The organism is Micromonospora sp. DT227 (assembly GCF_049841835.1).
Lineage (GTDB): Bacteria > Actinomycetota > Actinomycetes > Mycobacteriales > Micromonosporaceae > Micromonospora.
Window position 1 is genome coordinate 243,370 of the sequence record NZ_JBNCLA010000002.1, and the last position, 22,010, is coordinate 265,379.

Here is a 22,010-nt window from a genome sequence, read left to right on the forward strand (position 1 = left end):
ACTTCTCCGAACGCGCGTCCTGGCAAACCCGGTACCGTGCCGGCATGAGCGAACGCACCGAGCGGAGCGAGGGCCGTGAGGGCATGCCCAGCCAGCACAGCATGAGCGAGGACACCGACTGGTCCGGCGGGACGTGGCTCAACCCGCCGGAGCGGGCCGAGGCGGTCGACGGCGGGCTGCTTGTCGAGCCGCGCGGGGGCAGCGACTTCTGGCGGCGCACCAGCTACGGCTTCGTGCACGACGACGGTTCGGCGCTGCTCGCGCCGTTCGCCGGGGACACCGCCGTGGAGGTGTCGTTCCGGCTCGACTACGCCGCGCAGTTCGACCAGGCCGGCGTGCTGGTGCGGGTGGACGAGCGGCGGTGGACGAAGGCCGGGGTCGAGGTGAGTGACGGCGTGCCGCAGGTCGGCGCCGTGGTGACCGACGAGTTCTCCGACTGGTCGGTGGCGCCGGTGCCGGAGTGGTCGGGGCGGGAGGTGACGGTCCGGGTGAGCCGGGCCGGCGACGCGTTGACGGTCCGCGCCCGGGTCGACGACGAGCCGTGGCGGCTGGTGCGGGTCGCGCCGCTCGACCCGGCGGCGTCGGCGACGGCCGGGCCGTACTGCTGCTCGCCCAGCCACGGCGGCCTGCTGGTCCGCTTCACCGGCTGGCGGCGGGGGGCGGCGGACGAGGCGCTGCACCCGGAGGGTTAGCCCGGTCACCGGCGGGTGTGAGCAAGACTCACCCGGGTACTACCTCCGGATCTCCGGCACCCGTGTGGAAGGACCGCCATGGCCCTCGCCCAGAACGTCGATCCGAACCAGTTCACCGGGCTGACCGGGTGGGTGGCGAGCGTGATCGACGCGTGGGGCGCGGTCGGCGTGGCGCTGCTGGTGGCGCTGGAGAGCATCATCCCGCCGATCCCGAGCGAGATCGTGCTGGCGATGGCGGGCTACCTGTCCGCCGAGGGCCGGTTCAACGTGGTGGTGATCGTGCTGGCCGCGACCGCCGGTTCGCTGCTCGGCGCGCTGGTGCTCTACTGGCTCGGGGCGGTGCTCGGCGAGGACCGGCTCAAGCGGTGGCTCGACCACATCCCGCTGGTCGACCTGGAGGACCTGGAGAAGGCGGACCGCTGGTTCGAGCGGCACGGCCGCTGGGCGGTGCTGATCGGCCGGGTGGTGCCGGTGGTCCGCAGCCTGGTGTCGATCCCGGCCGGCGCGAACCGCATGCCGCTGGGCGAGTTCATCCTGCTCACCACGCTCGGCAGCGGGGTGTGGAACACGCTGATCGTGGGTGCCGGCTTCCTGCTCGGCTCGCGCTGGGAGGACGTCGACCGCTACAGCCAGTGGTTCAACTACGCGATCTTCGCGGTCTTCGGCGTGATGATCGTGAGCTGGGCGGTGAAGAAGGTGCGCCGGCGGCGCGCCCGGCAGTCGGTGACCACCGGGCGCTGACCGCGACGACTCAGCGGCGGAACGTGAACCAGTTGACGTTGACGAAGTCCGACGGCTGACCGCTGCTGAACGTGAGATAGACGGTGTGCCGGCCGGTCACCGCGCCCACGTTGCCGGGCACCGAGGTCCAGGTCTGCCAGCCGCCGGTGTTGCCGACCGCGAAGCTGCCGATCGGCGTCGCGGTCGGGCTGTCCACCCGCACCTCCACCAGGCCGCTCACCCCGGCCGCCGCGCCGGACGCGACCCGGGCCACGAAGTCCCGTGGCGGTGTGGAGCCGAAGTCGACGTTGTCGTAGCGGGCCCAGTCACCGTTGGCCAGGAAGCCGATGTCCTGCCCGCCCTCGGCGCACGTCTCCACCTGCACGCCGTTCTGCGCGTTGAACGACTCGGCCTGGATGGTCGCGTACGCGTCCCGCACCCCGCCCGGCGGCGGCGTGGTCGGCGTCGGCGACGGGTTGCCGCCGCCGCCCCGGGAGTAGACCGCCACGTAGTCGACGAGCATCGGCCGGCCGGAGACGGTCGACGCGGTCGGCGTGGCGGAGCCGGCGACGCCGTTCGGGAAGCCGCCGCCCATCGCCACGTTGAGCAGCAGGAAGTAGCCGGCGTGACTGGTCATCTGGGTCCAGTACGGCTCACCGACCTGGGTCTGGGTGACGGTGTGGAAGAGCTGGCCGTCGACGTACCAGCGCAGTTGCGCAGGGCTCACCGAGGTGTCCCACTCGAACCGGTAGGTGTGGAACGCCGACTGGCAGGTGCTGCCCGGGCAGGCGCGGGACGCGCCCCGGCCGTTGAACTCGTCGCACGGGCCGCCCGGCGCGACGCCGCAGTGCAGCACGCCCCAGACCGAGTTGATCCCGTTGACGTTCTCCATCACGTCGAACTCGCCGATGCCGGGCCAGTTCTGGTAGTTGCCCCGGTAGGGCGAGCCGAGCGCCCAGAACGCCGGCCAGTAGCCGGCCGCCGCCGCGCCGGTGACGTTGGGCATCTGGATGCGGCCCTCGATCGCCAGCACGCCGCCGCTCGACGGCTTGAAGTTGCTGCGTACCGTCTCGATCCGGGCCGACGTCCAGCGGCCGGCGCTGTCCTTCAGCGGGGTGATGCGCAGGTTGCCGGCACCGTCCTGGGACAGGTTGGCGGTGCTGGAGGTGTAGGTCTGGATCTCGCCGGTGCCCCAGTTGGCCGGGCCGCCCGGGTAGCTGGTGCCGGTGTCGACGATCCAGTTGGCGGAGGACGGCAGCGTGCCGGCCGCGCCGGTGAAGTCGTCGCTCCACACCAGGTTCCACCCGGCGGGTGGGGACGGCACGGCGGCCTGCGCGGTCATCTGGACGCCGGCGAGCGCGGTGGTGGCGGCGACCACGGTCGCGGCCAGGGCGAGCCGGCGGCGGGACCGGGGCACGGTGGTGGGGGCGGCCGGGGCCGCCGGAATCGGGTTCATCGGGGTGCCTCTCTGCGGGGACGGGGCGGAGAGCGCTCTCTGAGAGCGATTTGTACGCGCCCGCCCCCGCATTTGTCAACAATCTTCAATGAATGCCGGTGGCGGCGACGGTCAGGAGGACTCGCGGACCAGCGGGAACGGCAACGTCTCCCGGATCGAACGGCCGGTCAGCAGCATCACCAGGCGGTCCACGCCGAGCCCCAGCCCGCCGGTCGGCGGCATCGCGTACTCCAGCGCGGTGAGGAAGTCCTCGTCCAGCTCCATCGCCTCCGGGTCGCCGCCGGCCGCCTGCAACGACTGCGCGGTGAGCCGCCGCCGCTGCTCGGTCGGATCGACCAGCTCGGAGTACGCCGTGCCCAGCTCCATCCCGTACGCCACCAGGTCCCAGCGCTCGGCCAACCGGGGATCACGCCGGTGCTGCCGGGTCAACGGCGACACCTCGGTCGGGAAGTCGAGATAGAACGTGGGCACCTCGGTACGCGCCTCGACCAGCCGCTCGTACAGCTCCAGCAGCACCGCGCCGGCCGACCAGCGCGGATCGAACGGCACCCCGGCCGCGTCGGCCAGCTTGCGCAGCGCGGCCAGCTCGGTGTCGGCGGTGACCTCCTCGCCCAGCGCTCCCGAGACCGCCTCGTGCACCGTGACCGCCCGCCACTCGCCGCCCAGGTCGACCAGCTCGCCGCCGGGCCGGCGGGCCACCGGCGCACCGTGCACCGCGGTCGCCGCCGCCACGATGAGCTCCCGGGCCAGCACCCGCATGTCCTGGTAGTCGGCGTACGCCTGGTACGCCTCCAGCACGGTGAACTCCGGGTTGTGGGTGGCGTCCACGCCCTCGTTGCGGAACGCCCGGCCCAACTCGTAGACCCGCTCGATGCCGCCCACGGCGAGCCGCTTCAGATACAGCTCCGGCGCGATCCGCAGACTCAACCGCAGGTCGTACGCGTTGATGTGGGTGACGAACGGGCGGGCGTTCGCGCCACCGTGCACCCGTTGCAGGATCGGCGTCTCCACCTCCAGGAAGTCCCGCCCGGCCAGCCCGGCGCGCAGGCTGTGCAGCGTCGCGCTCCGGGCCCGCACCATCTCCCGGGCCGCCGGGTCCAGCGCCAGGTCCAGGTACCGCTGCCGGACCCGGGCCTCCGGATCGGCCAGCCCGTGGTGCTTGTCCGGCAGCGGACGCAGGCACTTGGCGGTCAGCTCCCAGCCGGACACCCGCACCGACACCTCGCCGCGTCGGGTCGCGTACACCTCGCCGGTGGCGCCCACGTGGTCGCCGATGTCGACGGTCGACCGCCACCGGTCCAGGTCGTGCTCCAGCATCACCTGAAGATCGCCGCTGCCGTCCCGGACGGTGGCGAACAGGACCCGCCCGTGGTCGCGGACCAGCAGCACCCGCCCGGCCACCGCCACCGTCTCCCCGGCGCCGGTGTCCGGGGCCAGCCCGGCGTGCCGCTCCCGCACCGCCGCGCAGCTCGCCGTGCGCGGATAACCCACCGGGTACGGGTCGACGCCGGCGGCCCGCAGCCGGTCGAGCTTCGCCACGCGCACCCGGATCTGCTCCGGCCGGCGCGCGGCGGGCGGCTCCGGCGGGACGGCCCGGACCGCCGCGGCGGCCGGCGGCACGTAGCCGATCCCGCCGCCGGCCGGCGGCACCCCGTGCAGCGGCGTGGGCCGCCCACCCGGCAGGGCCAGGAAGCCCTCCGCGGCGGCCGCCGCGAGACCGACCCGGGCCAGCTCCCGGCGCTCGGCGAAGCAGAGGTAGCGCGGCGTCCAGTGCGGCTGGTACTTCGCGTTGGAGAGGTAGAGCGACTCCAGCTGCCACCAGCGGGAGAAGAAGAGCAGCGTGTGCCGCCAGGCCCGGATGATCGGGCCGGCGCCGATCCGCGCGCCCTGCTCGAACACCGACCGGAACGCGGCGAAGTTGAGCGACACCCGGTCGACGCCGAGGCGCGGGCCGGCGGCCAGCAGCGCGGCCACCATGAACTCGGTGACGCCGTTCTCGGCGGCGCGGTCCCGGCGCATCAGGTCCAGCGAGACGCCGTGCGTGCCCCACGGGCTGAACGACAGCAGCCCGCGCACCCGGCCCGTGCCGTCGCACGCCTCGACCAGCACGCAGTCACCGTCGGCCGGGTCACCGAGCCGGCCCAACGCCATCGAGAAGCCGCGCTCGTGCCCGGTGTCCCGCCACGCGGTGGCCAGCCCGGCCACCTCGGCCAGCTCCTCCGGCGGGATCTCGGCGTGCCGGCGGACCCGGGCGGTGTAGCCGGCCCGCTCGACCCGGTGCACCGCCTGCCGGACCGGTCGCATGTCCCGGCCGTCCAGGTCGAACTCCCGGGTGTGCAGGATCGCCTCGTCGCCGAGCTGGAGCACCTTCAGGCCGTGCCGGCGGTAGGCCCGCGCGCCGGCCTCGCTGGCGCCGAGCACCGCCGGCGTCCACGCGTACGCCCGGGAGTGCTCCAGCCACGCCTCGATGGCCGGCCCCCACGCCTCCGGGTCGCCGACCGGGTCGCCGCTGGCCAGGCTGACGCCGTTGACCACCCGGTAGGTGAGCGCGGCCTTGCCGCTGGCCGAGAAGACGGCGGCCTTGTCCCGCCGGGTGGCGAAGTAGCCGAGCGAGTCCCGCTCGCCGTGCCGGGCCAGCAGCTCCCGGATCCGTTCCTCCTCGCCGGCGTGCAGCACCGCGTTGGCCCGCTGCGAGCGGACCAGCGTGAACAGCGCGGCCAGGAACGCCGTCGCGCCGAACGCGCCGAGCAGCAGGTTGACCCAGCCGGGCGCCTGGCCGCGACGGGTCAGGTCCAGCGTGATCGCGCCACCGAAGACCTTCTCCACCGCGTAGCCGAGCCGGTCCGACCAGGTGTGCAGGCTGCCCGGCTCGACCAGGAGCAGCAGATAGCCCAGGCCGACGAAGGCGGCGGCCAGGCCGGCGAGCACGCCCAACGCACGCCAGGTGCTGCCGGGCCGGACCCGGGCGTAGAACTCCCGCCGCGCGGCCACCAGCAGCGCCACCGCGGCGGCGGCGAACGCGATGCCGACCCAGACGCCGATCGTCTCCAGCGTGCCGAAGAGGCGCTGGCCGGCGGCGTGGTTCAGCTCGTTGGCGCCCACCATCAGCAGCAGCCCACCGGCCGTCAGGCCGACCACCAGCGTGAGACTGAAGTAGACAAGCAGCACCCACCAGGCCAGCCGCTTGCGTCGCCTCGCGGCGGCGGCCAGGACGCCGAGGAAGACCGCGTACGCGAGGTTCGCCGGTGCGGGCACCAGCAGCGCGTCGATCGCGGTGCGGACCGGTTGGACGTCGGCGGCCACCGCGCTGCTCAGCGCCGCCAGCGCGCACACCGCCGCGATCACCGCGAGCAGGATCGCGAAGCCGCGCGGAACCTGGGCGCGAACGCCGGTCACCGTGCGCGACGTGCCGTTCGGAGTCACCACGACCTCCTCCGGCCCGGCGACCGCCCGCCGGGCCGGCTCATCGTAGTCCCGCGTCGCGTCACCCGACGGCCCTCCGGGGCACGGCGGCGCACGACCGACCGGGCGAATCGGGCCGACACGCCGTCCGACGCGTTTTCGGGCATCGACACGGTGGGTAACAGAGCGTCGACCACGCGGCACCGTGTCGCGGCCGGTCGGAAAGAGACGGTGGTGGCGATGAGCGGCTCAGTGGCGGAGCGGGAACGGCACGCCGCCGAGGGCGGGACGGACCTGCTGACGGTCGGCGTGGAGGAGGAGTTCCTGCTCGCCGATCCACACACCGGGACCGCCGTGCCCGCCGTCGAGCTGGTGATGGAGCAGGTGCCGGCCGAGCTGCGCGGCCAGGTGGAACGCGAGTTCCAGACCAGCCAGATCGAGATCGGCAGCCCGCCGGGGTTGGAGCTGTCCTCGATCCGGCACTCGCTGGGGATGCTCCGCGCCGAGTTGGCCGACGCGGCCGAGCGGGCCGGCGTACGCCTGCTGGCGATCGGCACCGGGCCGGTCGACGGGCCGGTGCCGGCGGTGGTGGACAAGCCGCGCTTCGACCGGATGATCGAACGGTTCCGGCTGCTGGTGCCCGGTCCGGGCAACAACGGCATGCACGTGCACGTCGGCGTGCCCGACCCGGACACCGGCGTGCGGGTGCTCAACCACGTCCGGCCCTGGCTGCCGATCCTCCAGGCGGTCACCACCAACTCCCCGTTCTCCCGGGGCGCGGACACCGGCTACGCGAGCTGGCGCTCGATCGAGTGGGAACGCTGGCCGTCCGTGGCGCCCACGCCCTACCTGGAGTCGCACGAGCACTACCAGCGGCTGATCCGGCAGCTCATCGCCAGCGGCGTGATGCTCGACGAGGGAATGCTCTATTGGTACGCCCGGCTCTCCGCCAAGTACCCGACCGTGGAGATCAGGATCGGCGACGTCTGCCCGTCGGTGGACGACGCGGTGCTGGTGGCCGCACTGGTCCGGGGCCTGGTCGCGACCGCGCTCACCGACATCGCGGCCGGCCGGCGGGCCGTCAACACCGATCATCACCTGCTGGTCGCCGCGCACTGGCGGGCCGCCCACGACGGGCTGGAGGGCCAGGGCGTCGACCTGACCGACGGCGAGCTGCGCCCGGCCTGGGAGCTGCTGGAGCGACTCGTCGACCGGCTCCGCCCGGAGCTGGAGCGGCACGGCGACCTCGACCGGGTGACCGAGCTGCTGGACGGGCTGCGCCGGCACGGCAGCGGCGCGGCCCGGCAGCGGGCGGTGTTCGCGAAGACCGGCAAGCTGGTCGACGTGGTCACGGACGTGGCCCGGCAGACCCGTGGTTGAGCCGCCCCGCGGCCCGGTCGGGGCGTGACAGGATGGGCGGCGTGGCGGAGCGGATGATCGTCGTCGGCGGGGACGCCGCCGGCATGTCGGCGGCCTCCCAGGCGCGGCGCCGCCGCGACCGGGCGGACCTGGAGATCGTCGCGTTCGAGCGGGGACACTTCACGTCCTACTCGGCCTGCGGCATCCCGTACTGGGTGAGCGGCCTGGTGCCGGAACGCGACCAACTCGTCGCCCGCACCCCGGCCGCGTTCCGCGACGACTTCGACATCGACGTCCGGACCCGGCACGAGGTCACCGCCATCGACCTGGACCGCCGCGAGGTGGTCGCCCGGGACCTCGACGGCGGCGGCGAGGTCCGCGCCGGCTTCGACACGCTGGTGTACGCCACCGGCGCCACCCCGGTGCAGCCGGAGTGGGCCCGCGACGAGGTGGCCGGCGTGTTCGGCGTGCAGACGCTCGACGACGGCGCCGCGGTGCTCGACTGGCTCGAACGCGAGCCCCGGCCGCGGCACGCGGTGGTGGTCGGCGGTGGCTACGTCGGCGTCGAGATGGCCGAGGCGCTGGTGCACCGCGGGCTCACGGTCCAGTTGGTCGAGCAGTCCGCGCAGCCGATGGCCACCGTGGACCCGGACATGGGCGAGCTGGTCGGCGAGGCGATGCGGCAGGTCGGCATCGGCATCCGCACCGGGACGACCGTCACCGGCCTGGAGGAACGGGACGGCCGGATCGCCGCGGTGGTCACCGACGAGGGGCCGATCCCGGCCGACGTCGTGGTGCTGGGTCTGGGCGTACGCCCCAACACCCGGCTCGCCGAGGCCGCCGGCCTGCCGCTCGGGCCGTCCGGCGCGATCCGGGTGGACCGCCGGATGCGGGTGCCCGGCGTGCCCGGCGTGTGGGCGGCCGGCGACTGCGTGGAGAGCCTGCACCGGGTCAGCGGCATGCCGGTGCACGTCCCGCTCGGCACGCACGCCAACAAGCAGGGCCGGGTCGCCGGGATCAACATCGGCGGCGGGTACGCCACGTTCCCCGGCGTGATCGGCACCGCCGTCACCAAGGTCTGTGAGCTGGAGGTCGGGCGCACCGGGCTGCGCGAGCGGGACGCCACCGAGGCCGGGTTCGAGTTCGTCACGGTGACCGCCGAGTCGACGAACCGGGCCGGCTACTACCCGGGCGCGCAGAAGATGACCGTGAAGCTGATCGCCGAACGGCCCAGCGGGCGGCTGCTCGGGGCGCAGATCGTCGGCTGGTCCGAGGCGGCCAAGCGGATCGACGCGTTGGCCGTGGCGCTGTGGAACGGCATGACGGTGGACGAGATGACCGCGCTCGACCTGGGTTACGCGCCCCCGTACGCCCCGGTCTGGGACCCGGTGCTGATCGCCGCCCGCAAGGCTGTCGACGCCCTCGCCGAGAGGTAAGGAGGGGCCCCCTCTTAACGCCTTCCGCATAGGAGGGTGCCCCGCTTAACATCCGGCTCCCTGTCAGGGGGTGGGGTTATCTTGTGCGCGTTGCTGGTTCGGCGCTTTCCTTGGAGGTCCCCTTGTCGCCGGAGACGACTTACCTCGAACTGTCCGAAGTGGATGGTGCGGCCCACAAGTTCTACGAGGTGGTGGTCGACGACACCGTGCTGACGGTCCGCTACGGGCGGATCGGGGACCAGGGGCAGGTGAAGACCAACGCTTTTCCGGACAACACCCGGGCCCGGGCCGCCGCGGCGAAGAAGATCGGCGAGAAGATCCGCAAGGGCTACGCCCCGGCAGTGCCCGGCGTGCGCCGGAAGCGGCCGGTCTCCCGCCGGGAGATCGTGAGCACCCGCTCCACCGCCCGCACCGCCCCGGTCCTCTGGCGGTACGCCTCGGGCGCGCCCGCCTTCGGCATCTTCGTGGACGGGCGGCACTGCATGGTCGGCAACGAGCACGGCGTGATCACCACGCTGGACCACGACGCCCGGATGGTGAACCAGGTCCGGCTCCCCGACGGCGTGAAGTGCATCGTCGCCGACGACGCCTGGGTCTACGCCGGCTGCGACGACGGCAACGTCTACGACCTGTCCGGCAAGGTGCCCCGGGCGGCGTACGCGATCGCACCGGAGATCGACATCTACTGGCTGGACATCCACGACGGCGTCCTCGGCGTCTCCGACCGCGAGGGCGGCGTCGCCGCGTTCGACCACGAGGACGAGTTCCTCTGGCGCCGGGCCGGGCGTGGCCGGTCCGCCTGGATGGTGCGCTGCGACGCCGACGCGCTCTACCACGGCCACTCGCAGGGGGTCACCGGCTACGACTGGCGCACCGGGCGGGAGCTGTGGCACACCCGTACCGGCGCGGTGCTCTTCGGTTGGCAGGAGCGCGACACGGTGTTCGCCGGCACCGGCACCCGGGAGGTGGTGCGACTGCGCAAGGACGGCCGGGCCGAGCGGACGTACCGCTGTGACGCCGCGGTCTTCTCCTGCGCCACCGCCGAGGACGGCCGGTACGTCTTCGCCGGAGACAGCGCCTCCTCGATCTACTGCTTCGACGAGGCCGGCAACCGGCTGTGGAAGCTCGGCACCGGCTGCGGCTCGGCGTACTCCATGCAGTATCACGACCAGCGGCTCTACGTGGTGACCACCAGCGGCCACCTGGCCTGCATCGACGCGGACGAGGCGGCGATCCGGGCGGCCGAGGCCGGCGACGTGCCCGAGGTGGTGGACGTCAAGGCACCGGCCCGGCTGCCCGAGCCGGCCGCCTGGGCCACGGTCGAGGTCACCACCGACGCTCGGGACGGCGTGGTGGTGCAGTGCGTCGAGCACGGCGGCCGGCTGCGGGTCCACGTCCTCTCCGACGGCTACCAGCGGGACTGGTCGGTCCAGTTCCCCAAGGGCATCCGGGAGCCCGGCGCCCGCTACCTGGTCAGCGAGGTCCGCGAGTCCGGCCGGGGTGGCTTCTACCGGGCGTACGGCGACATCCGGCGGCTGCGGTGACCGTGACCGCGGCCCCGACGCACCGGGTCGGGTCGGCGCCGATCACCGCGCTCGGCCAGGATGGCCGGATGCGGTGGGAGATCCCGGAAGGGTTGCGGTGGACCGAGCGGACGCCGCTCGGGCGGGCCTGGCTGGCGGAGCTGCCGGACCGGTTGACGGAGTGCGAGGCGCAATGGGAGCTGACGGCCGTCGGGCCGCCGTTCGCCTACGCGTTCGCCTCGCTGGCCCTGCCGGCCGAGCTGCCGGACGGCACGCGGGCGGTGCTGAAACTTCAGTACCCGGACGACGACAGCGTCCACGAGGGCACCGCGCTGGCGCACTGGGCGGGCCGGGGCGCGATCCGGCTGCTCGCCCACGACGCCGACCGCCGCGCGCTGCTGGTCGAGCGCTGCGACCCGGGCGTACCGCTGCACACGCTGGCGCTCGACGAGGCGCTCGACGCCGCGGTCGGCCTGCTGCCCCGGCTCGCGGTGCCGGCCGGCCCGCCGTTCACGCCGCTCGCCGAGGAGGCGGCCGGCTGGGCCGAGCGGATGCCGGCCAACTGGCGACGGACCAACCGGCCGTACGAGCGGCGGCTGCTCGACGCCGCCCTCGGCCTGCTCGCCGAGCTGGCTCCGGACCAGGGCGAACAGGTGCTGGTCAACCAGGATCTGCACGCCGGCAACGTGCTGGCGGCCGACCGCGAGCCGTGGCTGGTCATCGACCCGAAGCCACTTGTCGGCGAGCGGGAGTTCGCGGTCGTGCCGCTGGTCCGGGGCGCCGAGCTGGGGCACTCACCGGCGGCGGTGCGGCACCGGCTCGACCGGCTCAGCACCGAGCTGGGCCTGGACCGGGCCCGGGTCCGCGGCTGGGCGATCGGCCAGACGCTGGCCTGGAGCGTCGGCGGTGACCAGGTCTTCCCCGGCAACGTCGAGACGGCCCGCTGGCTGCTCGACGAGATGTGACCCGCCCACCCGCCGGCCGGGCCGGGCCGGCGACGTCACCCGAGAAGCCACCTGCCGGCCGGGGCGGCGAGCCGGCGTCGTGCGGCAGCTCAGCCGGCCTGGCAGGTGGGGCACCAGTAGAGGTTGCGACCGGCCAGCGTGCCCCGGCTCACCGGGGTGCCGCAGACGTGGCAGGGCGCGCCCGGGCGGCGGTAGACGTACACCTCGCCGCCGTGCCGGTCGACGCGCGGCGCCCGGCCGGTCGCCTCCGGCAGGTCCGCGTCGCGCACGGTGTCGATCCGGCCGCGCCCGACCGCACGGGTCATCAGCATCACCAGGTCCGCCCAGAGTTCCGCCCAGCCGGCCGGCGTCAGCTCCCGTCCGGGCAGCAGCGGCGGCAGCCCGGCGCGGAACAGCGCCTCGGTCACGAAGATCAGCCCGGTGCCGGCCACCACGGACTGGTCCAGCAGCAGCGCGGCGAGCGGGGTGGGGCTGCGCCGGATCCGCGCGTACGCCCGGTCCGGGTCGGCGTCGGCGCGCAGCGGGTCCGGGCCGAGCCGGCCGCGCAGCGCCGCCACCTCGGGCGGGGTGAGCAGCTCGCAGGCGGCGGGGCCGCGCAGCTCCAACCAGTTGCGGTCGCTGTGCAGGCGCAGCCGGAGCTGGCCGACCGGGGCCGGCGGCTCCCCCGGCCCGTCGGCGAACCTGCCGTACAGCCCGAGGTGCACGTGCAGCGTCAACTCGCCGGCGTAGTGGTGCAGCAGGTGCTTGCCGTACGCCTCGGTGCCGTCCAGGACGGTGCCGGTGAGCCGGGCCGCGCCCTCGGCGAAGCGCCCCTGCGGGCTGTCGGCGTGCACCTTGTCGCCGGCGAACAACTCGGCGTGGCGCGCGGCGAGTCGGTGGATGGAGTGTCCCTCTGGCACAGGTGCCAAGGGTAGTCAGCGGTTCTCACCCCTGCCGGCTGACCGCCGCCAGGTCGAGCAGGTGGGCCAGGCGGTACCGCAGCACCCGCGCCTGCCCGGTCGACAACACCACGGCGGAGGCCGCGCCGCTCAGGCTCACCATCGTCCGGGCGGCGGGATGCAGCGCCCGCACCAGCCCGACCTCGACGACTGACGACTCCGAGCGGTTGGTGTCCACCCGGCGGGCGCGAGAACAGTGTCGGCCGCGGAGCCGGCAGCGGTCCCGGTCGCACCACCGTGGGTGGGCCAGGTCGTCCGGGGCGGCGAGGGTACCGGTCGGATAGACGAACACGTGCCCGCAGGGCCGCGACACCCCGGGCCCCAGACCGGTCGGGTACGCGTCCAGCCCGGCACCGCCGATCGCGGCGGTGGCCTGCGGGGTGTGCGCCGCGCAGGTGTACGCGCAGGCGTCCAGCGACCCTGTCGTGTACAGCTCGATCCGCACGGTCGCCGGTGCTCCGCACTCGGGCAGGGTGGGTAGGTTGCTCACGGGTCGCCTCCTCGTGGGTGGCTGTGGTCGCCCGACTCGATGCCAAACTAGCAGCTTTTGTTTGGCCTCATCAAGTAGTCTTCCGTGTTAGTGGTTGGCCAAGTGCTGATCGCGAAAACTACGCAATATTTGGCCGATGAGATCATCTGTGGCATGGCCAACCGACTGGCGGATGCGGTGCGCGCGTTTCACATGGCGCAGGCGACCGCCGCCGCCTCCGCCCAGCGCGCGGCGGAGGATCGGGAGAAGGTCACCGAGGCACGCGACCAACTCGCCACCGCCATCGTGGAGGCGTCCCGGGGCGGCATGCGCCAGGTCGACATCGTGCGTGTCACCGGTTACACGCGTGAGCGCGTACGCCAGATTCTGCGCTCCCACGGCATCGCGCCCGACTAGTCCGCGCCGCCCGCCAGCCGGGTGACCACGGCACGGGACGTCATTGAATCGACGTTCGTCGAATGCCAGACTGACTGCGTTCGCGCTCGGGAGCCGGGGCGAGCCGCTCGATCCAGCAGGAGAGTGACGCGCGGGGTGGTGCGCCACCCGGCGCCGGGCAGTCCTCTCCGGCAGTCCGCCGTGCCGCCGTTGCGCCACCGGGGCGGTTGAACGCCACCACCGCCGATCGCGCCGCGGGGCCCGCAGCTCAGCTCAGGAGCGCAGATGATCCGTACCCTCGGCGCGGCTCTGGCCGCCGCCCTCACCCTGACCGGCCTGGCCGCCTCGACCGGCGCCGCCCGGTCGCCCGCCAGCGTCATGACGACACCCGCGCCCACTCCGACACTGGTGTGCCCGCCGGCGCTACCGGTCAGCGGCCAGGTGACCGGCACCACCGCCACCAGCCTCACCGTCAGCTACTCGATGCTGCTCAGCCCGCCCTGCGGCTACGACCCGCCGATGGTCGTCAGCCTCTTCACCAGCCGCGAGGACGCCACCGGGTGGCGCAATCCGGTGGCCGAGGCCGTTACCGGGCCGGAGCGGTACGGGACGGTTACCGTCAGCGGGCTGACCCCGGACACCGACTACTGGTTCCGGTTCAGCGACACCCACGGCACGCGCGATCCGTACCTCATCGGCGGGCCGGCACGGACCACGTCGACGTCGACGTGCGCCGCGACCGCCACCATCGACAGCAGGTGGTACGGCGGCTTCATCGCCACGGTCACCGTGCGCAACACCGGGACCGCGCCGACGCGCGGCTGGTTGGTCTCGTGGCGGTGGTCCGGCGACGAGCGCATCCAGTCGACCTGGGGCGGGGTGGCCGAGAGCGCCGGCCAGAACGTGACGGTCCGCAACGCCTCCTGGAACGAGACGCTGGCGCCGGGCGCCTCGACGACGTTCGGGCTGATGGTGGCCGTCAGCGGCTGGTCCAGCGGCTTCACGCCGGTCTGCGGTCGGTGACCGGCATGCGGTCCCCCACGGACGGATCGATCGGACGCCTGCTGGCGGCCGGGACGGCGCTGGTCGTGGCCCTCGCGATGATGGTCGGGCCGGCCACGGGCGCGCTGGCGGCGCCGGTGACGGTCACCAACGGCACGCAGTTCACCGACACGAGCGGCGCCGTGGTGCACGCCCACGGCGGCGGCGTCCTCAAGGTCGACAACTACTACTACTGGTTCGGCGAGAACCGGAACCCGGACAACACGTTCCGGGCGGTCTCCGTCTACCGCTCCACGGACCTGCGCACCTGGGAGTTCCGCAACAACGTGCTGACCCAGTCGTCGGCGGCCGAACTCCAGCGGGCCAACATCGAACGGCCGAAGGTCATCTACAACGCCGGCACCGGCCGGTTCGTGATGTGGATGCACAAGGAGAACGGCTCCGACTACGGCGAGGCCCGGGCCGCCGTCGCGTCGTCGGCCACGGTGGACGGCGCCTACACGTACCACGGCAGTTTCCGGCCGCTCGGGCAGCACATGTCCCGGGACATCACGCTCTACAACGACAACGGCACCGCTTACATGATCTCGGCGGCCAACGAGAACCGCGACCTGAACATCTACCGGCTCACGTCGGACTATCTCAACGTCGCGGGCCTGGTGGGCAACTTCTGGCCCGGCGCGACCCGCGAGGCACCCGCGATGTTCAAGCGGGGCGGCACCTACTTCCTGCTGACCTCCGCCGCGACGGGCTGGAGCCCGAACCAGGCCCGGTACGCCACCGCGTCGAGCATCTCGGGGCCGTGGAGCGGCTGGACCGACGTGGGCAACGGCACCACGTTCAGCTCCCAGCCGGCCTTCGTGCTGCCGATCCAGGGCACCGCCACCACCAGCTACCTCTACCTGGGTGACCGGTGGGCGGGGGCGTGGGGCGGGCCGGTCAACGACTCGCAGTACGTGTGGCTGCCGATCTCGTTCCCGACCAGCACCAGCATGAGCCTGACCTGGTACCCGTCGGTCACCGTCGACGCGGCCGCGGGGACGGTCACCGGTGACACGCCGGTCTCGTACCGCGTCACCGCCCGGCACAGCGGTCGGGTGCTGGACGTGATCGGCAACTCCACCGCGAACAACGCCGAGGTCAAGCAGTGGGCGTGGAACGGCGGCGGGAACCAGCGGTGGGATTTCCAGGACGCCGGCGGCGGCTGGTTCCGCCTGGTGAACGCCAACAGCGGCAAGTGTCTGGACGTCGCCGACGCGTCCACCGCCGACGGCGCGAACATCATCCAGTACACCTGCGGCGGGGGCGCGAACCAGCAGTGGCAGTGGGCCGCGACCGGCAGTTGGTTCCAGCTCCGGGCCCGGCACAGCGGCAAGTGCCTGGACGTGGTCAACGCCGGCACCGGCGACGGTGCGGACGTCCAGCAGCTCACCTGCGGCGGGGGCACCAACCAGCAGTGGTCACGTACCCAGTCCTGATGACGTCCTCGTGACGGAGCCGGGCCCGTCCCCGCCGACCGGACGCCGGCCGGGCGGGCCCGGTTCCGTCACCGGGTGTCGACTTCCGCACGTCTGGGTACCTCCGTACTGTCATGCGCGGCCTCCGCGCCTGCATCAGGAGGTACCAACGTGAACATCCTGTCCCGCCGGAACTCTCCGGCGCGTAGTACCGATGTGAACGGCGACGGGGTCGTGGACGCCCGCGACGGGGCCCCCGCCGCCGACGGCACCCCGGCCGTGGACGGAACGGCCGACCGGCCGGTGGTGACCGACCGGGACGCGGTGCGGACCACGTACCGCAGCGGCGCGACCGCCACCGAGGCGGAGCGGGCCGCCGACGCCGGACCGGTCGCCGACCCGAGGCCGGCCGGCGACGCCGGACCGGGCACCGGAACGGTCACCGGCACCGGACCGGTCACCGACGCGGCGCGCGTCGAGACCGCGCCCCGCACCGGTGAGGCGGAGCGGCGGGCGGCGCAGCGGGCCGCCGCGGCCCGGGCCGCGACCAGCCGGCCGTCGGGTCGGAGCACGCGGACCGTCGACCCGGAACCCGCCCGGGAGCAGACCGTCGACCTGAACGGGGACGGCCGCCCGGACCGTGCCGTCGACGTGGACGGCGACGGTCGCCCGGATCGTGCCGTCGACCTGGACCGGGACGGTCGCCCGGACCGTCCCGTCGACCTGGATGGCGACGGCCGCCCCGACCGGGAGGTCGACCCGGAGCTGACGAAGAAGCCGCGGGCCAGCCTGCTCGCGACGCTCGGTCTGATCGTGTCCGTGGTCGGCGCGCTCTTCGTGCTGTCCGGCACGCTGGCCGGCTACGGCATCGGGCTCGGCGCGGTCGGCGCGGTGCTCGCGGTGCTGGGCATGATCGCCACCCGACGCCGGCACGTGGCCGGGAAGACCGACGCGCTGATCGGCATCATGGTCGGCCTGGCCGCCGTGGTGCTCGGCATCGTGGCGATGACCGGCCAGTTCGACTGGCCGACCACGGACGGCGAGTGGGTGGGCCGGTTCCGCGAGTGGCTTGATTCACAGTTTGTCGATCGATTCTGAGGGCACTGTTCCACTCGCCGGCAGCGACCGGCAGCCCGACAAAGCTCCGGTGGTTCACCGGGCAGCTCCGGTGGTTCACCGGCAGGGCAACACCCTTTCGGGGGGCGGCGATTCGCCGCCCCCCGAAGTGTTTTCCCGCCCCGAGCGCCCCGAGCGCCCCGAGCGCCCCGAGCGCCCCGAGCGCCCCGAGCGCCCCGAGATCTTGGTACGGAATGGCCCCCAGAGGGGCCGCAACCTTCCAAGATCTCCGCGGATCTCGACGGGTGGAACTGTCTTTCCTGATGGTGGGAGTGGCGGGATGCCGGGGCGCGAGGAGGGTGGAAAGGCGCGTCGAGCGACGTCAGGTCGCCGTGATGGCGGTAAACCGGAGGCGTCCGACGCTGAGCGGCGGCGAGGGAACCGGACGGCCACGGAGTGCGTGGACGCAACAATCGGCCGATGAAGAGCCCTTAGACGCAACGATTAGCTGCTCGACGCACGGTATCGCGGTGGAAGTCGACGCACCGGGCCGCATACGGTTGAGTCACGGCGCCAGCCCGTGGGCCGACCGTGGCCGGGCGCGCCCGACCCTGGGAGCACCACATGACGATGGACGTTACCCGCCAGCGCTTCCTGATGTGCCGGCCGACGTACTTCGCCGTCGACTACGCGATCAACCCGTGGATGGACCCCACCGCCCCGGTCGACGCCGACCTGGCGATCCGGCAGTGGGAGCAGCTCCACCAGACGTACCTCGACCTGGGGCACGAGGTCGAGCTGATCGACCCGGTCGCCGGCCTGCCGGACATGGTGTTCGCGGCCAACGGCGGCACCGTGATCGACGACAAGGCCATGGCGGTGCAGTTCCGCGACCCGCAGCGCGCCGACGAGGCGCCCGCGTACCGGGCCTGGTTCGAGGCCGCCGGCTTCGAGATGTACGACCCGAAGCACCTCAACGAGGGCGAGGGCGACGTCCTGCTGGTCGGCGACCACCTGCTCGCCGGCACCGGCTTCCGCACCGCGCACGCGTCGCACGCGCAGCTCCAGGAGGTCTTCGGCTACCCGGTGGTCACCATGCAGTTGGTGGACGCCCGCTTCTACCACCTGGACACCGCGCTGACCGTGCTCGACGAGCGGACCGTGGCGTACCTGCCGGAGGCGTTCTCGCCGGGCAGCCAGGCGGTGCTGCGCCGGCTCTTCCCGGACGCGATCCACGCGACCATGGCCGACGCCGAGGTGCTGGGCCTGAACGCGGTCAGCGACGGCCGGCACGTGGTGCTGCCGGCGCAGGCCACCGACCTGGCCGCGAAGCTGCGCGACCGGGGTTACGAGACCATCGGGATCGACCTGTCCGAGCTTCGCAAGGCCGGCGGCGGACCGAAGTGCTGCACGTTGCGACTCCGTCAGGGAAAGGCGATCAAGTGATCATCGACGACATGCTGCGGACACCCTCCGCGGTCCGGGACGCGGAGCGCCACACGGCGCACAACTACCACCCGCTGCCCGTGGTGATCTCCTCGGCGGAGGGCACCTGGCTCACCGACGTGGACGGCCGCCGCTACCTGGACTGCCTGGCCGGCTACTCGGCGCTGAACTTCGGCCACCGGCACCCGAAGCTGATCGAGGCGGCGCACGCCCAGCTCGACCGGCTCACGCTGACCAGCCGCGCGTTCATCCACGACCAGTTCGCCGACTTCTGCCGGGAGCTGGCCGCGCTCTGCGGCAAGGAGCTGGTGCTGCCGATGAACACCGGCGCCGAGGCGGTGGAGACCGGCATCAAGGTCGCCCGCAAGTGGGGCTACCAGGTCAAGGGCGTCACGCCGGGCCAGGCCAACATCGTGGTGGCGGAGGGCAACTTCCACGGCCGGACGACCACCATCGTCAGCTTCTCCACCGACGAGGACGCGCGGGCCGACTTCGGGCCGTACACGCCGGGCTTCACCGTGGTCCCCTACGGCGACCTGGCCGCGCTGACCGCCGCGATCGACGAGAACACGGTGGCCGTGCTGCTGGAGCCGATCCAGGGCGAGCAGGGCGTCGTGGTGCCGCCGGAGGGCTACCTGCCCGGCGTACGCGAGGTCTGCACCGAGCGGAACGTGCTGTTCATCGCCGACGAGATCCAGTCCGGGCTGGGGCGCACCGGCACCACGTTCGCCTGCGACCTGGAGGGCGTCGTCCCGGACATGTACCTGCTGGGCAAGGCGCTCGGCGGCGGCATCGTGCCGGTCTCGGCGGTGGCCGCGAACGCCGACGTGCTGGGCGTGCTCCAGCCGGGTCAGCACGGCTCCACGTTCGGCGGCAACCCGCTGGCCTGCGCGGTCGCCACCGAGGTGGTCCGGCTGCTCGCCACCGGCGAGTTCCAGCGTCGCTCGGCCGAGCTGGGCGAGCGGCTGAAGGCCGGCCTGGAGGCGCTGCTCGGCAAGGGTCTGGTCGCCGTCCGGGTGCGCGGTCTCTGGGCCGGCGTCGACATCGACCCGGCGCTGATGAGCGGCCGGCAGGCGTGCGAGCGGCTGATGGAGCGCGGGGTGCTGGCCAAGGACACCCACGGCTCGACCATCCGGCTCGCCCCGCCGCTGGTGATCACCGCCGACGAGATCGACCACGCGGTGGCGCAGCTCGCCGCCGTGCTGGCCGGCTGACGGCGTACGCGAGAAAGGGCGCCGGGACCACGACGGTCCCGGCGCCCTTCGCGCTCGTGGGTCAGGGACGCGGCAGCCGCATCGCCATGGTCGGCGCCTCGGCCATCACCGAGTTCGGCGTGTACGTCGCGTCGCTGGCCGTCTCGGCGGCCCGCCCGATCTGCACGCCCGGGTAGAGCTCGATCAGGTCGCCCTCGCCCAACGCCCGGGACTGCTGGGGCGGCAGCGGGATCCGCTCCGTCTCGACCATCGACCCGGCCGGCCGGATGCCGGAGCCGTTGGTGCTGGTGTCGGTGACCACCACCTCGCCGCCGCGCCCCAGGTCGAACCGGACGTGGCTGCGGCTGATCCAGCGGCGGGCCTCGTCGTTGAGCCACTGGCCGAGCGTCACGCCGCCCGGGCCGTCCGGGGCCCGGCCGACCGCCACCGGCTCGGCCTCGGTGAGCACGAACCGCTTCCGCACCAGCCCGCCGATCCGCACCGCCAGCACCTCGCTGCGCGGGCGCTGCCCGGCGTCGGAGAGGCGGCTGCCGTGCCGGGGGCAGGTCGGCGCGCCGGTGCGCAACGTGGGCGGCGGCTGCTCGGACGGGGTCCGGTCGATCGCGGCCAGGTCGGCGAAGGCGCCGCCGCCCCCGCCGCCGCCGAACAGCGCGCAGCCCGGCTCGGGGCAGCGCCACTGCCGGGAGAGCAGCTTGACGCCGGCCGGTGAGCGGGTGCCGGTGACCGGATCCTGGCCGCCGCCGACGTGCGCGATGAAGACCGGCCCGCCGGCGCCGGGCACCGGCGCGAGCACCCGGCCGGCCTGGCCGACCCACGGGTACCGGCCGACGAGCCCGTCCAGCCGGGCGCGGGTGAGCACCGGCAGACCGAGCAGGTCGGCCACCTCCAGCATCCGGTCGCCGGGCTGGTCGAGCACCTCCACCAGGCCGTCGTCGGCCCAGCGGCGGACCACCATCCGCTCGTTGGAGGTCAGGTCGGCGTCGGACAGCAGCGCCCGGTGCACGATCGCGTAGACCTGGACGCTGTCCTCGCCGATCTGCCGGGACAACGCGTCGATCACCATCCCGAGCCGCAGCAGGCTGGCCGGACGCCCGCCGTCCAGGTTCTGCCAGCGGATCACCTCGGCCAGGTCGACCACGGCCCGCGCCAGCAACGGGTCGGTGCAGACCCGTCCCTCGATGGCGTCCAGCACCTTGCTGATCTCGAATCTCATGCCGCGCTCCGCACCATGTCGTCGCTTGACCCGGTCGGGGCCGGTCGCCCACCGGGCCGCGCGTCACCCAGGCGACGCGCCGTCCCACCACTGCGACGACCCTACCGGCCGCGTCCGCAGGCGGCGTTCCCCCGCACGCCGGAAGCGGCGCACGCCACCGGCCGGGCCGGGCGGGGACACCCCCTCGACGCCCCTGCCCGGCCCGCCCGGCTCAGCCCGCGCGCAACGGTCGCCCCACGTCGTGCAGGTGCGCCAACCCCTGCCGGTACGACTCGACCAGCCCGGCCTCCGCGTACGGGATGCCCTGCTCGGCGCAGTACGCCCGGACCAGCGGGCGGGCCCGGCGCAGGTTGGCGCGCGGCAGGTTCGGGAACAGGTGGTGCTCGATCTGGTGGTTGAGGCCGCCCAGCGCCAGGTCGACGAACCGGCCGCCGCGCACGTTGCGGGCGGTGAGCACCTGCTTGCGCAGGTAGTCGAGGTCGTCGTCGGCGGTGGGCATCGGCATGCCCTTGTGGTTCGGGGCGAACGCGCACCCCATGTAGAGCCCCCAGAGTCCCTGGTGCACGGCGGCGAAGAGCAGCGCCTTGCCCGGTGACATCACCGCCAGCAGCAGGCCGACGTAGCCGGCGGTGTGCGCCGCGAGCAGCGTCGCCTCCACGGCCCGGTGCCGCACCGGGACGCGCCACCGGCCGTCCGGCTGCCGACCGGCCAGCGCCCGGACGCTCGCCACGTGCAGCGCCAGCCCCTCCAGCAGCAGCATCGGGAAGAACAGCCACGCCTGCCGCCGGGCCAGCCACCGGCTCAGTCCCCGGGTCGCCTGCGCCTGCTCGTACGTCCAGACCAACGCGCCCGCGCCGACGTCCGGGTCCTCGTCGGCGTGGTTCGGGTTGGCGTGGTGCCGGTTGTGCTTGTCCACCCACCAGCCGTAGCTGAGCCCCACGGCGAGGTTGCCGGCGACCAGACCGGCCACCTCGCTGGGCCCGCGCCGACGGAACATCTGCCGGTGCCCGGCGTCGTGCCCGAGGAACGCCACCTGGGTGGTGGCCACCGCCATGACGACCGCCAGCGGCAGTTGCCACCAGGAGTCGCCGACGACCGCCACCACCGCCCAGCCGGCCAGGAACGCGCCCAGGGTGAGCGCGATGCGGACCGCGTACCGGCCCGGCCGCCTGTCGAACAACCCGGCCTCGGCGACCCGGCGGGACAGCCGCGCGTAGTCGCTGCCCCGCCGGCCCTCCGGTGCCACCACCGTCGAAGTCGTCATCC

The 22,010-nt window shown here is 73.6% G+C and carries 18 protein-coding genes; 12 read left to right on the top strand and 6 right to left on the bottom strand.

The window, feature by feature from the left end; all coding sequences use genetic code 11:
- Positions 1 to 44: 44 nt before the first annotated feature.
- On the top strand, positions 45 to 692 hold the full coding sequence (locus tag ACLQ2W_RS10090) for a DUF1349 domain-containing protein (protein ID WP_425786184.1): 648 nt from the start codon (positions 45 to 47) through the stop codon (positions 690 to 692).
- 78 nt (positions 693 to 770) lie between these two features.
- Positions 771 to 1,433 carry a DedA family protein gene (locus ACLQ2W_RS10095; RefSeq protein WP_425786185.1) on the top strand — a complete coding sequence of 221 codons (663 nt, stop codon included), beginning with the start codon at positions 771 to 773 and terminating at the stop codon, positions 1,431 to 1,433.
- A gap of 10 nt (positions 1,434 to 1,443) precedes the next feature.
- Here the strand turns inward: ACLQ2W_RS10095 and ACLQ2W_RS10100 are convergent, their stop codons facing one another.
- A complete protein-coding gene (locus tag ACLQ2W_RS10100; RefSeq protein WP_425786186.1) occupies positions 1,444 to 2,868 on the bottom strand; it encodes a carbohydrate-binding protein in 1,425 nt (474 codons plus the stop codon).
- 111 nt (positions 2,869 to 2,979) lie between these two features.
- Positions 2,980 to 6,294 (bottom strand): bifunctional lysylphosphatidylglycerol synthetase/lysine--tRNA ligase LysX, encoded by a 3,315-nt coding sequence (gene lysX / locus ACLQ2W_RS10105; RefSeq protein ID WP_425786187.1) that lies wholly within the window; start codon positions 6,292 to 6,294, stop codon positions 2,980 to 2,982.
- Between the two features lie 207 nt (positions 6,295 to 6,501).
- Here lysX and ACLQ2W_RS10110 point away from each other — a divergent pair, with 207 nt between their 5' ends.
- From ACLQ2W_RS10110 to ACLQ2W_RS10125, 4 genes are all read left to right on the top strand, one after another.
- The gene (locus ACLQ2W_RS10110) at positions 6,502 to 7,650 is read left to right on the top strand and encodes a carboxylate-amine ligase (protein WP_425786188.1); all 1,149 of its coding nucleotides are present in this window, start codon (positions 6,502 to 6,504) and stop codon (positions 7,648 to 7,650) included.
- A 41-nt stretch (positions 7,651 to 7,691) separates the two neighbouring features.
- Positions 7,692 to 9,065, top strand: coding sequence for an FAD-dependent oxidoreductase (locus ACLQ2W_RS10115; protein WP_425786189.1), 1,374 nt, complete (start codon positions 7,692 to 7,694; stop codon positions 9,063 to 9,065).
- A gap of 122 nt (positions 9,066 to 9,187) precedes the next feature.
- A complete protein-coding gene (locus ACLQ2W_RS10120) occupies positions 9,188 to 10,609 on the top strand; it encodes a WGR domain-containing protein (RefSeq protein ID WP_425786190.1) in 1,422 nt (473 codons plus the stop codon).
- Positions 10,606 to 11,553 carry an aminoglycoside phosphotransferase family protein gene (locus tag ACLQ2W_RS10125; protein ID WP_425786191.1) on the top strand — a complete coding sequence of 316 codons (948 nt, stop codon included), beginning with the start codon at positions 10,606 to 10,608 and terminating at the stop codon, positions 11,551 to 11,553. The genes ACLQ2W_RS10120 and ACLQ2W_RS10125 overlap by 4 nt, the downstream gene beginning before the upstream one ends.
- Positions 11,554 to 11,642: 89 nt before the next feature.
- On the opposite strand, the gene ACLQ2W_RS10130 is transcribed toward ACLQ2W_RS10125, so the two are convergent.
- Together ACLQ2W_RS10130 and ACLQ2W_RS10135 are read right to left on the bottom strand one after the other, a co-directional pair.
- Positions 11,643 to 12,452: an Fpg/Nei family DNA glycosylase gene (locus ACLQ2W_RS10130; RefSeq protein WP_425786192.1), complete on the bottom strand. Its 810-nt coding sequence runs from the start codon at positions 12,450 to 12,452 to the stop codon at positions 11,643 to 11,645.
- A 25-nt stretch (positions 12,453 to 12,477) separates the two neighbouring features.
- Entirely contained in the window at positions 12,478 to 12,981 is a 504-nt protein-coding gene (locus tag ACLQ2W_RS10135) for a hypothetical protein (protein WP_425786193.1), read from the bottom strand.
- Positions 12,982 to 13,083: 102 nt separating this feature from the next.
- Between ACLQ2W_RS10135 and ACLQ2W_RS10140 the strand changes: the two genes are divergently transcribed.
- The 6 genes from ACLQ2W_RS10140 (at position 13,084) to rocD (ending at position 19,531) form a co-directional block, all read left to right on the top strand.
- On the top strand, positions 13,084 to 13,377 hold the full coding sequence (locus tag ACLQ2W_RS10140; RefSeq protein WP_425786194.1) for a hypothetical protein: 294 nt from the start codon (positions 13,084 to 13,086) through the stop codon (positions 13,375 to 13,377).
- 264 nt (positions 13,378 to 13,641) lie between these two features.
- Positions 13,642 to 14,379: a cellulose binding domain-containing protein gene (locus ACLQ2W_RS10145; protein WP_425786195.1), complete on the top strand. Its 738-nt coding sequence runs from the start codon at positions 13,642 to 13,644 to the stop codon at positions 14,377 to 14,379.
- A 5-nt stretch (positions 14,380 to 14,384) separates the two neighbouring features.
- On the top strand, positions 14,385 to 15,836 hold the full coding sequence (locus ACLQ2W_RS10150; RefSeq protein WP_425786196.1) for an RICIN domain-containing protein: 1,452 nt from the start codon (positions 14,385 to 14,387) through the stop codon (positions 15,834 to 15,836).
- A 150-nt stretch (positions 15,837 to 15,986) separates the two neighbouring features.
- Positions 15,987 to 16,913 carry a thrombospondin gene (locus ACLQ2W_RS10155; RefSeq protein ID WP_425786197.1) on the top strand — a complete coding sequence of 309 codons (927 nt, stop codon included), beginning with the start codon at positions 15,987 to 15,989 and terminating at the stop codon, positions 16,911 to 16,913.
- Positions 16,914 to 17,501: 588 nt separating this feature from the next.
- Positions 17,502 to 18,317, top strand: a complete 816-nt coding sequence (gene ddaH / locus ACLQ2W_RS10160; RefSeq protein WP_281938580.1) for a dimethylargininase — start codon at positions 17,502 to 17,504, stop codon at positions 18,315 to 18,317.
- The gene (gene rocD / locus ACLQ2W_RS10165) at positions 18,317 to 19,531 is read left to right on the top strand and encodes an ornithine--oxo-acid transaminase (protein ID WP_425786477.1); all 1,215 of its coding nucleotides are present in this window, start codon (positions 18,317 to 18,319) and stop codon (positions 19,529 to 19,531) included. The genes ddaH and rocD overlap by 1 nt, the downstream gene beginning before the upstream one ends.
- A gap of 61 nt (positions 19,532 to 19,592) precedes the next feature.
- On the opposite strand, the gene ACLQ2W_RS10170 is transcribed toward rocD, so the two are convergent.
- Complete coding sequence (locus ACLQ2W_RS10170; RefSeq protein ID WP_425786198.1) at positions 19,593 to 20,744, bottom strand: FHA domain-containing protein; 1,152 nt, start codon at positions 20,742 to 20,744, stop codon at positions 19,593 to 19,595.
- Positions 20,745 to 20,955: 211 nt separating this feature from the next.
- Positions 20,956 to 22,008 (bottom strand): fatty acid desaturase family protein, encoded by a 1,053-nt coding sequence (locus tag ACLQ2W_RS10175; protein ID WP_425786199.1) that lies wholly within the window; start codon positions 22,006 to 22,008, stop codon positions 20,956 to 20,958.
- Positions 22,009 to 22,010: the final 2 nt, after the last annotated feature.